This is a genomic window from Bradyrhizobium acaciae, assembly GCF_020889785.1.
In the GTDB taxonomy this organism is placed as follows: Bacteria; Pseudomonadota; Alphaproteobacteria; order Rhizobiales; family Xanthobacteraceae; genus Bradyrhizobium; species Bradyrhizobium acaciae.
This window is the reverse complement of record NZ_JACMYK010000198.1, coordinates 1-11,486: the sequence shown is the minus strand read 5'-3', so window position 1 is coordinate 11,486 and position 11,486 is coordinate 1. Positions and strand designations below refer to the sequence as shown.

The 11,486-nt window shown below is 65.8% G+C and carries 6 protein-coding genes and 1 pseudogene; 2 read left to right on the top strand and 5 right to left on the bottom strand.

Features of this window, described 5'->3' with window-relative positions:
* Positions 1-793 (top strand): carbamoyltransferase C-terminal domain-containing protein (locus tag H8A92_RS37475; protein WP_274613566.1); only part of this gene is annotated, 793 nt, incomplete at its 5' end.
* On the opposite strand, the gene H8A92_RS37470 is transcribed toward H8A92_RS37475, so the two are convergent.
* The 5 genes and pseudogenes from H8A92_RS37470 to H8A92_RS37450 form a co-directional block, all read right to left on the bottom strand.
* A complete protein-coding gene (locus H8A92_RS37470; protein ID WP_229200280.1) occupies positions 753-1,688 on the bottom strand; it encodes a DMT family transporter in 936 nt (311 codons plus the stop codon). The two genes, H8A92_RS37475 and H8A92_RS37470, sit on opposite strands and share 41 nt — an antisense overlap.
* A gap of 84 nt (positions 1,689-1,772) precedes the next feature.
* Positions 1,773-2,642, bottom strand: coding sequence for an NAD(P)-dependent oxidoreductase (locus H8A92_RS37465; RefSeq protein WP_229200279.1), 870 nt, complete (start codon positions 2,640-2,642; stop codon positions 1,773-1,775).
* A gap of 3 nt (positions 2,643-2,645) precedes the next feature.
* Positions 2,646-3,777 (bottom strand): peptide chain release factor 2 gene (gene prfB / locus H8A92_RS37460; RefSeq protein ID WP_163160053.1). Its coding sequence is split into 2 segments (ribosomal slippage): positions 2,646-3,707 and positions 3,709-3,777, totalling 1,131 coding nucleotides; the frame shifts between segments, so codons are not numbered across the junction.
* A 202-nt stretch (positions 3,778-3,979) separates the two neighbouring features.
* A pseudogene (locus tag H8A92_RS37455) lies at positions 3,980-6,477 on the bottom strand (penicillin-binding protein 1A).
* 258 nt (positions 6,478-6,735) lie between these two features.
* A complete protein-coding gene (locus tag H8A92_RS37450; RefSeq protein ID WP_229200278.1) occupies positions 6,736-8,061 on the bottom strand; it encodes an N-acetylmuramoyl-L-alanine amidase in 1,326 nt (441 codons plus the stop codon).
* Positions 8,062-8,768: 707 nt separating this feature from the next.
* Between H8A92_RS37450 and H8A92_RS37445 the strand changes: the two genes are divergently transcribed.
* A partial coding sequence (locus H8A92_RS37445; RefSeq protein WP_229200277.1) for an Rne/Rng family ribonuclease occupies positions 8,769-11,486 on the top strand: 2,718 nt, incomplete at its 3' end.

Sequence of the window (11,486 nt, the reverse complement as noted above, 5' to 3'; positions counted from 1 at the left end):
GCTGTTCGCGCATATGGCGGGTGCGCCGCGCGGCGCGGCGCTGTCGCACGCATTCTATTGCGGCCTGCCGCCGTCAAACACCGACATTACCGCGGCGCTGCGAGCCGACGACATCGCCTCGACCGCGATCGGCAATGTGACGACTTCAGAGGGGCGCGATGCGGTCGCGGACCTGATGGCCAGCATGGTGGCGCAAGGCGGCGTGATCGCGATCTACCAAGGCGCAGCCGAGACCGGTCCGCGCGCGCTCGGCCATCGCTCGATCCTCGCCAATCCCTGCGATCCCCAAGTGCGCGAGCGGCTCAACGAGCGCGTCAAGTACCGCGAGGCGATCCGGCCGCTGGCGCCGATGGCGACGCTGCAAGCCGCGCTCGATTATTTCGAGCTGGAGGACGGCGCGTCCGACGCCGACTACAACGCCTACAACTACATGGTGCTCACAGCGCATTCGAAGCCGGAGGCGCGTGAGAAGATTCCGGCCGTGGTGCATGCCGACGGCACCGGCCGCATCCAGATCGTGCGCGAGGCGGACGATCCCCTCACCTACGCCTATCTGAAGGCGCTCGGTCGCCACATCGGCGTCGAGATGTCGGTCAACACCTCGTTCAACGTCGCGGGTCCCATCGCGCAGACGCCGGCGCAGGCGATGGACACGCTGCGCCGTTCCAGGGGGCTCGATGCCGTGGTGCTGGTCGCCGATGACGGCACCGCCTATGCCGCCTGGCACGGCGGCGAGCGCGGCAGCGGACGCTTTACCGGATGGTATGCGGCGTGGAAGCAGGCGCGCGGCTGAACCAGCTCAGCACGCGCCCGTCGATCAGGAGCAGCGCGCTCGCGATCACCAGCGCGCCGATCACCTCGCGCAGCGCGATCGGCTCGCCGAGGACGAGATATCCGAGCAGCATCGCAGTAACCGGAATCAGCAACGTCACCAGCATCACATTGGTCGCGCCGGAGCGCTGCAGGATCTGAAAGAACACGATATAGGCCAGCGCCGTCGACAGCGCCGCAAGCCCGAGCACGGCGAACCACGTCGTCGCGTGCGGCATCGGCAACAGCCACGGCCGGTCGGCCATTGCGGCGACGGGCGCCATCAGCACGGCCGAGGCGATCATCTGGAACGTCGCCGTCCCCAGCGGCGGCACGCGCTGCGGCAGCCGCCGCCCGATCAGCGCCGCGATGCCGTAGCTGAAGGCGCCGGCGAGGCACAACAGGATGCCGATGCCCTGCTTGCTCTCGAAACCGAGCGCATCGCCGTGCAGGATCGCAACCCCGATCAGCCCGACCATCACGCCCGCAACGCGGCGCGCCTGCAGCCGCTCGTCTCCGGCCGCCGCCATGATGACCACCGCAAACAGCGGCGTCGTCGCATTGAGGATCGAGGCGAGCCCGCTCGGAACATAGGTCTGCCCGAACACGATCAGCGAGAACGGCAGCACATTGTTGAACAGCCCCATCGCGGCGAATGGCGCCCAGCCCGACAGGCCGCGGGGGAATTCGATCTTCCGGGCCCGCAGCAGCGGCAGCAGGATGATCGTGCCCAAGGCCACGCGCAGCAGCACCAGCGTCAGCGGCGGCAATTCGCGCAGGATCACGCCGTTGAAGAAGAACGAGCCGCCCCAGAGCACCGACAGCAGACCGAGTAGCGCCCAGTCGCGGCTATCAATGCGGTCGTCGGCGGAAGGCATGTCGGGCACTCACTTGTACTTGCACAGGTGACTAGCGCGCGCCCGCGAATATTCCCACCCGTTTTCCGTGAATGGCGGCTCTGCCTATTTCGGCCGCGACACGATCTCGATCATCTGGCCCTCGTCGGAATCGGGCGCGTGGGCCTTCGCCTTGTCGTAGGCGGTGAGCGCGGCCCGGCTCACGGGCACGCCGGGCAGCAGCGTTTCGGCGAGCCGTACGGCGTAGTCGGCGTCCTTGTGACGCAACGCCGCGGTGAAGGACGCGCCGGAGAAGTTGCGGTCGATCATCCGCTTGCTGTGGCGGATCACCTGCGGGCTTGCCACCGCGCCGGTCGCCAGCGCCTCGGCTACCAGTTGCATGTCGAGGCCGGCCTGCTCGGCAATCGCCACGCCCTCGGCAAGGCTTGCGATCTGCACCGCGCCGATCAAATTGTTGATCAGCTTGAACACGGTGCCGGTGCCGACCGCGCCGAAATGACGGATCGTGCTGCCGATCGGGGCGAGGAACGGCCGTGCCTTGTCGAGATCGGCCGCGGCAGCGCCCACCAGCAGCGTCAGCTCGCCCGCGGCGGCGGCCTCCGGCAGGCCGGTGACCGGGCAATCGATGTAGATCAGGCCGCGGCTCTGCAACTCGCGCGCCATATCGAGCGTGTGCTGATACGAGACCGTGGAGCATTCGATCGCGAGTGTACCGGCCTTCATGTTGGCGGCAGCACCGTCCCTGGTCAGCCAGACCGCACGCGATGCCTCGTCGTCGGCGACCATGGTCACGACGGCGTCGGCATCTATCGCGGCATCCTCCGGCGAGGTCGCCCAGAGCGCGCCGCGCGCGATCAGGTCCTCGGCCTTGGCCTTGCTGCGATTCCACACCGCGACGGTGAAGCCGGCATCGAGATAACGGCCGGCCATACCGTGGCCCATGCGTCCCAATCCGATGAAGGCGACGCGCGGCATGGCTTAATCCACATCCTCGACGGAGCCGGGCCCGGTGCCGAAGGCGCGCTGCGCCAGGGTCGCCGCCATGAACTCGTCGAGATCGCCGTCGAGCACCCCCGACGTGTCGGAGGTCTGCACACCCGTGCGCAGATCCTTCACCATCTGGTAGGGCTGCAGCACGTAGGAGCGGATCTGGTGACCCCAGCCGATATCGGTCTTGGCGGCCTGATCGGCAGCGGCCTGCTCCTCGCGCTTCTTCAGCTCGATCTCGTAGAGCCGCGCGCGCAGCATGTCCCAGGCCTGCGCCCGGTTCTTGTGCTGGGAGCGACCGGCCTGGCAGACCACCGCGATGCCGGTCGGGATGTGCGTCAGACGCACCGCCGACTCGGTCTTGTTGACGTGCTGACCGCCGGCGCCGCCCGACCGCATGGTGTCGGTGCGAACATCGGACTCCTTGATCTCGATCTTGATCGAGTCGTCGATCACCGGGAAAATCTGCACCGACGAAAACGACGTGTGCCGCCGCGCGTTGGAGTCGAACGGCGAGATACGCACCAGGCGATGCACGCCGGCCTCGGTCTTCAGCCAGCCATAGGCATTGTGGCCGGAGATCTGGATGGTGGCGGACTTGATGCCGGCCTCTTCGCCCTGGGACTCTTCGAGGAACTCGATCTTGAAGCCGTGCTTCTCCGCCCAGCGCGTGTACATGCGCAGCAGCATCTGCGCCCAGTCCTGGCTCTCAGTGCCGCCGGCACCGGCATGGACCTCGAGATAGGAATCGAACTTGTCGGCCTCGCCCGAGAGCAACGCTTCCAGCTCGCGCCGTGCGACCTCCTTCTTGAGATCCTTGAGCGCCTTCTCGGCCTCGGTGACCACACCGGCATCGTTCTCGGCCTCGCCGAGCTCGATCATGCCGACCTGGTCCTCGAGCTCGCGCTCGACCTTGCCGATTCCGGAGAGCGCATCCTCCAGCGAGGTGCGCTCCTGCATCAGCCGCTGAGCCTTCTGGGGATCGTTCCAGAGATTGGAGTCTTCGGCGAGCTTGTTCAGCTCAGCGAGGCGTGCCGTCGATTGATCGACGTCAAAGATGCCTCCTCAGCAGCCCGACTGACTGCTTGATCTCTTCAACAAGGCGTTCGATTTCCGCGCGCATGGTCTTTCAGGTGTTGGAAAAAAGGTTCCGGGGGATGTAGCGACCGGCGCGGCAAAGCGCAATCGGCTTGGCCGCACTATCCCGGCGATTTGGATGGATCCATGGCTAGAGCCATTTCCGTTCAGATCGGATCGGAGCTCCAGGCATTTGTTTTGACGCGCTTTCTTCAAGCGAACCAGGACCCGCTTCGCTTGAAGACGCTCTAGTACAGCCCCCCGGTTCCCGGACGCATGAAGAAGCCGCCGTCGGGCTGTTGCCCACCACTCTGCGACGGCTGGGGTTGGGGGGCGCGGCCGTCGGCATCGGCGACACCGATGACCGAGTAATTCTCGGGCGGCGCGGTGCCCGGCTTGAAGGCTTCGAGGATCGTGTTGCCGCCATCGCCCGGGCCGGCGCGCATGCCGGTCTTGGCATCGACGCGGATCAGCTTGATGCCGGCCGGCACCTTGAACGGCGTCGGCGGCTTGTCGGCGAGTGCAAGCTTCAGGAAGTCGCGCGCGATCGGCGCGGCGACATGGCCGCCGGTGGCGGCGCGGCCGAGATTGCGCGGCTTGTCGTAGCCCATATAGACGCCGACCGCGAGATCCGGCGAGAAGCCGACGAACCAGACGTCCTTCTCATCGTTGGTGGTGCCGGTCTTGCCGGCGATCGGCTTGCCGACCTCCTTCACGACGGTCGCGGTGCCGCGCTGGACCACACCTTCCATCATCTCGGTGATCTGGTAGGCGGTCATCGGATCGAGCACCTGCTCGCGGCGGTCGACGAGCTGCGGCTCCGGCTGGCTCTTCCAGCCCCGGGGGCATCGCAGCCGCGGCATTCGCGGGTGTCGTGCTTGAAGATGGTATGGCCGTAGCGGTCCTGGATGCGATCGATCAAGGTCGGCTTCACCCGGCGGCCGCCATTGGCGAACATCGAATAGGCCGTGACCATGCGCATGACCGTGGTTTCACCGGCGCCCAGCGCATAGGACAGATAGTTCGGCAATTCGTCATAGACGCCGAAGCGTTTTGCATACTCACCGACCAGGGGCATGCCGATGTCCTGCGCAAGGCGCACCGTCACGGTGTTGAGTGAGCGCTGCAACGCGTTGCGCAGCGTGGTCGGGCCGTAATACTTGCCGGTCGAGTAATTCTCCGGTCGCCACACGCCGGCGCCCTGCCCCTGATCGATCTCGATCGGCGCGTCGATCACCGTGGTCGACGGCGTATAGCCGTTGTCCAGCGCCGACGAGTAGACGATCGGCTTGAACGACGAGCCGGGCTGCCGGTAGGCCTGCGTCGCGCGATTGAACTGGCTCTGGTCGAACGAGAAGCCGCCGACCATCGCGAGCACGCGGCCGGTCCACGGATCCATCGCCACCATGGCGCCGGAGACTTCAGGCAATTGCCGCAGGCGATATTGGCCTTCGACCGCAGCGCCGTCCTTGGTCACCAGCGGATCGGCATAGATCACGTCGCCCGGCTGCAGCACCTGCGAGACCGCGGTCGGCGCCTTGCCCTTGGACTTGGCCCAGCGCACGCCATCGATCGTGATGATGCCGGTCTGCCGCTCCTTGCTGACGGCGCCGCCGAGCTCGCGGCCCGGCTGGAAGCCGATCCGCGCCGACTGATCGCTGGTCTCCAGCACCACCGCCATCCGCCACGGCGAGATGTCGGAGAGCGATTTGACGTCGGCAAGCTTGACGCCCCAGTCGCCGGACACGTCGAGCTTGTGAACCGGCCCACGCCAGCCCTGCGCCTCGTCGTAATTGACGAGACCGGCGACCATGGTCTTGCGCGCCATCACCTGGATCTTCGGATCCAGCGTCGTGCGCACCGACAGGCCGCCCTCGTACAGCTTCTTTTCGCCGTAGCGCTCAAAGATGTCGCGGCGAACTTCCTCGGCGAAATATTCGCCGGCGAAGATATGCGCGCCGTTGGACCGGCTGGTGACGTTGAGCGGATCCTTGCGCGCCTTGTCGGCGTCGGCCTGCTTGATCCAGCCGTTCTCCAGCAGACGGTCGATCACGTAGTTGCGGCGCTCGATCGCGCGATCCCGGTTGCGCACCGGGTGCAGCGCGGCCGGCGCCTTCGGCAGCGAAGCCAGATACGATGCTTCGGCAATCGTCAGCTCGTTGACCGACTTGTCGAAGTAGACCAGCGACGCCGCCGCGATGCCGTAGGCACCGAGCCCGAGATAGATTTCGTTGAGGTAGAGTTCGAGGATGCGGTCCTTGGAGTAGGCGCGCTCGATACGCATCGCCAGCAAGGCTTCCTTGATCTTGCGGGCGAACGAGACTTCGTTGGTCAGCAGGAAGTTCTTCGCGACCTGCTGGGTGATGGTCGAGGCACCCTGCGGGCGGCGGTTGGAGCCGTAGTTCTGGGCGTACAGGATCGCAGCGCGCGCCATACCCTGATAGTCGATGCCGCCGTGCTCGTAGAAGTTCTTGTCCTCGGCCGCGAGGAACGCGTTGATTACGAGCTTCGGTACGGCCTGGATCGGCAGATAGAGCCGGCGCTCCTTGGAATATTCGCCGAGCAGCGCGCCGTCGGCGGCATGCACGCGGGTCATCACCGGAGGCTCATAGTCCTGCAGCTGCGAGTAGTCGGGCAGATCCTTGGAGAAATGCCAGATGGCGCCGGCGACGGCCGCGACACCGACCAGGAACAGGACGGTTCCGGCGGCGAACAAGAAACCCATAAACCGCACGAGCAGGCGCATTATCGACGTTCCGTTCCTACCCTCCGGCGCTCAGTCGTCAGAAGCGCCTGTCCAAAAGTGCGACAGCTCACATAACGAAGCCTCACAACGAGGCCTCTCCATCGAAGCTTGGGCCCAGCGAGCCACGCACGCGAATATCCAAGAGCCGCCGGACAATGTGGTCGATTCTGCGAACCTGCGGTCCATTCTCTATACCGTCGCCGCTGTGGCCAAACTAGGGCTTCGGCGCAACGGCCGCGGCTTTTCAGGCGACCAATTTCACTTTGCCGGTCCGGCAGTTGCCAGTCGTTTGGCAAAGAACGTATCGATCGCCTGGACCATCGAGCCGACGGCCTTGTTCCGCCAGTTCTCGGAGACCAGGTGCTCGAGATCGCCCTTGTTGGAGACGTAGCCGATCTCGACCAGCACGGACGGCACGTCGGGAGCCTTCAACACCCGGAAGCCGGCCGATTTGAGCGGATGCTTGTGCATCCTCACCGTGGACTTCATCTCGTCCATCAGGAGACGAGCGAAGCGGTTGGAGAAGGTCTTGGTTTCGCGCTGCGCGAGGTCGATCAGGATGTCGGCAACATCGGTCGGCTCATCGGTCAGGTTCACGCCGGCGATGGCGTCGGCCTTGTTTTCCGCTTCGGCCAGCCGCTCGGCCTCGGCGTCGGAAGCCTTGTCCGACACCGTGTAGATCGTGGCGCCCTGGGCATCGCCCTCGCGACGCGGCAGAGCGTCGGCATGGATCGAGACGAACAGCGCCGCCGATTGGGTGCGAGCGATCTTCACCCGGTCATTGAGTGGGATGAAGGTATCGTCGGACCGGGTCATGACCACTCGGTATTTGCCGGATTTCTCGATCCGGTCGCGCAGCGCGAGGCCGAAGCCGAGCACCAGGTTCTTCTCGGTCTGATCGCCGGATTGGGTGCCATTGTCGATGCCGCCGTGGCCGGGATCGATCACGATCAGCGGTCGCGGGTCGGTGGTCGTAACCGGCGGCAGCGCCGCGGTCGTGACGGCCGGAATGGTCGCAGTGGTGGAGTCGGAGATCGCTGGCTTCAGTTCGGGACGGCTCTCCGGCGCAAGCGCCTGCACGAAGGCCGTGCGGTCGATCTGCTCGAAGTCCAGCACCAGCCGCGGCGGCTGGCCATTGGCGGCGTCGAGCACGTAGGAATTGGCGATCTTCACCGGGCCGGTCAGGTCGAACACGATTCTGGAGCCGCCCGGCATCACGAGCCCGTAGCGGAATGCCTTGACCAGTCCCCGCCCCGCCGAGCCGGTACCGGTCGCGAGCTGGAAATTGACCTGGGGGATGTCGACCACGACCCGGTAGGGGTCGGCCAGCGGAAATGCGCGAAACTCGATTTTACGGTCGAGGTCGAGGATGAATCGGGTCTGTTTGTCGTCACCGGCGAGCCTGGCGCCGGATGCGACCGGGAAATCCGGGGCACTGGCAGCAGGAGCATTTGCAGCCGGGGCCGATTGGCCGCCCTGCGTTCCCTCGGCAGCACTCGGGGCGCCGGCGACCGCAAACACCGATGCTGCGGCGCACAACAGCCCACAGCCCAGAAAAACAAGGTGTTTTGCGCGGTTCTCCACCCCGATTCGGAGCCTCCCGACTGCTCTCTTACCGCATTAAAACCGCACGGTTAATCGCACCCTAATGACGCCTGGGCGAAAAGAACCGAGTGTTGCGGCGGCGTGACGCTTCCCTTGCACGCGGCGGCCAATCCACGTATGTACGGGATGCTGACGGCTAGTACTCCCGGTTGTGTCGCGTTCAGCCTCCCGGTGCAGCGGTGGAACCTTCCAAGTCGAAGATCCCGCCGTGTTTTTCCGGTCCCTCCCCAGCCAGCGCCGCGCGCGGCTGACACGGAGAGGCGGATTCAAGCCCGAGCGGCGTCCGGTCCCAGGCACACTCCCTCGCCAGAGGGGCGGTTTGAGACACGGCGTAACCGATTATCCGGTCCCTCGGGGCCTCGATATGCGATGGCCTGCGGGCGCTTCGGCGCCAGGTGGGGCTTTCAGCAAAAGATACGGCGGTATTTCTCGCCGCCAACATGTTTAGACGGGCCGACGCTTAATGCGCCAGACTGCATTGCCGACCAGGATCTCCCGAGTGATCGCGCTGACGCGAGGTGAAAACCTCGCCCGTCGCATCATCCCGGTGGGTTCCCGTCCGGCGCTGCGCCGCGAGACGCGTTTTGGCCTTCCCCTCACCCCCGAATCAGGTGGACCGTCGCGTCACCGGGCGGCGCAGTTTGCGCGCGCCATGATCCGCGCCCGCCGCCGTCAAGAGTTCCAAAATGCCCAACAAGATGTTGATCGATGCCACCCACCCGGAAGAGACCCGGGTCGTTGTGGTCCGCGGCAATCGCGTCGAAGAGTTTGATTTCGAGACCGCCCAGCGCAAACAACTGCGCGGCAACATTTACCTCGCCAAGGTCACGCGCGTAGAGCCGTCGCTGCAAGCTGCCTTCATCGAGTATGGCGGCAACCGTCACGGCTTCCTGGCCTTCAGCGAAATCCATCCCGACTACTACCAGATCCCGGTCGCCGACCGTCAGGCGCTGATCGAAGCCGACGAGCGCGCCCATCGCGAGGCCGAAGAAGAGCACGAGAACCGCGGCCATCGCCGCCGCTCGCGCCATCGCAATGCCCGTCGCCGCGGCCATGGCGACCGCGTCCAGAGCGAGGTGGTCGAGGGCGCAGGTAACGCGCAGGCGCTGCCCGCCGTCGAGGGTCATGAACACCCCGTCGACGCCGAGCATCATGACCATGATGCCGGGCATCACGACCATGGCGTGGTCGCCCACGAAGGTCGCGAACACGAGGCGCATGAGCATGCGCATCACGATGACCCTGAGCATCACCATGACCACGGGCATCATGACCATGGTCACGACGTTCACGGGCACGATGATCATGGCCACGATGATCACGATCATGACCACCACGACCATGATCATACCCACGAACACGACCACGCCCCTGCCGTAAGCGGAGCGCCGGCCGCCGACACTCCGTCCGACCCCGTCGTTGCGGTGGTCGAGGCCTCCGTCGCGTCAGCGGTGCCGGAGATCGTCGAGACCACCGAGCTCAATCATGAGCCTGAGCGGGCCCATGAGGAGCAGGTCGAGGAAAACGCCGCGCACGCCGACGACGTGCCGCATGTGGCTGCCGACGAAGTCCATGCCGTGGCCGATGAGCATGCGGTCGCCGAACATGCCGCGTTCGCCGATGTCGCCGCGCCCGAAGCCGGGCATGGCGACGAGGCCGGCGAAGATGACGATGAGGACGACGGCGAAGAAGGCGAGGAAGAGGACGTCGTCGAGTCCGTCGGCGGCGACGATGTGCTCGAGGAGGTTCCGGAGCGCGCCTTCCGCCCGCGCCGCCAGTACAAGATTCAGGAAGTGATCAAGCGCCGGCAGGTGATGCTGGTGCAGGTCGTCAAGGAAGAGCGCGGCAACAAGGGCGCCGCGCTGACCACCTATCTGTCGCTCGCCGGCCGTTACGCCGTGCTGATGCCCAACACCGCGCGTGGCGGCGGCATCAGCCGCAAGATCACCTCTGCCCAGGATCGCTCGCGGCTGAAGGAAGTGGTGCAGGACCTCGACGTGCCCGAGGGCATGGGGATCATCCTGCGCACTGCCGGCGCCTCCCGCAGCAAGCCGGAGATCAAGCGCGACTTCGAGTACCTGATCCGGATGTGGGAAACGGTGCGCGACCTGACGCTGAAGTCGCAGGCGCCGACCCTGGTCTACGAGGAAGGCTCCCTGATCAAGCGCTCGCTGCGCGACCTCTACAACAAGGAAATCGACGAGATCCAGGTGGCGGGCGAAGCCGGCTACCGCGAAGCGCGCGACTTCATGAAGATGCTGATGCCGGCGAATGTGCGCGCGGTGAAGCAATATCGCGACGGCCAGCCGCTGTTCTCGCGGATGGGCGTCGAAAGCCAGCTCGACGCGATGTTCTCGCCGACCGTGCAGCTGCGCTCCGGCGGCTACATCGTCATCAACCAGACCGAGGCGCTGGTCTCGATCGATGTCAACTCCGGACGGGCGACGCGCGAACACCATATCGAGGATACCGCGCTCAAGACCAATCTGGAAGCGGCGGAAGAAGTCGCGCGTCAATTGCGTTTGCGCGACCTCGCGGGCCTGATCGTCATCGACTTCATCGACATGGACGAGAAGCGCAATAACCGTGCGGTCGAGCGTAAGCTGTCCGACTGCCTGCGCCAGGACCGCGCGCGGATCCAGGTTGGCCGCATCTCGCATTTCGGCCTCCTGGAAATGTCGCGCCAGCGCATCCGCGCCAGCATGCTGGATAGTTCGACGGAGCCCTGCCCGCAATGCGGCGGCTCGGGCCACGTCCGATCGGTCTCGTCGGTGGCACTACAACTGCTGCGCGGCATCGAGGAAATCCTGATGAAGGGCGCGACCCACAATCTCGTGGTCCGCACCCGCACCGACGTCGCGCTTTACGTGCTCAATCACAAGCGCGGCCATCTGCGCGACCTCGAAGACGCCTTCAAGGTATCGCTGGCGATCGCGGCGGATGCCACCGTAAGCGCCCAGCAGTCCTACATTATCGACCGCGGCGAGCAGGTGCATACGCTCGAGGCCGCCAAGGCGCTGTTGGTGGCCCAGGCTGCCGCCTCGCCGCCGCAGGCCGACGAAGCCGACGACGAGGAAGAACTGCTCGAATACGAGGCCGAGATCGAGACCGACGAGACCGAAGGGCTCGTCGACGACCGGGCAGCCGGCGAGGAAGCAGGCGCTGCTGAAGGCGAAGGCGATGGTCAGCGCCGCAAGCGCCGCCGCCGGCGCCGTGGTCGCGGTGGCAGCGAGGCGCGTGACGGTGCCCAGCAGCCGCGCGAGGACGGCGATCTGATGCATGTCCTGCCCGAGGGCACCGAGGCTGTTGCCGCGGGCGAAGCCGAAGGCGATGAGGACGAAGGCGACGAAGCGCAGGGCGCAGGGCGCGACGACCAGGCCGCCAACGGCGATCGCCGCCCGCGG

What these genes read in the sequence shown, in the direction of transcription:
- H8A92_RS37465 (WP_229200279.1), bottom strand. Translation starts at nt 2,642, where the DNA reads ATGCCGCGCGTCGCCTTCATCGGATTGGGACGCATGGGCCACGGTATG.
- H8A92_RS37470 (WP_229200280.1), bottom strand. Translation starts at nt 1,688, where the DNA reads ATGCCTTCCGCCGACGACCGCATTGATAGCCGCGACTGGGCGCTACTC.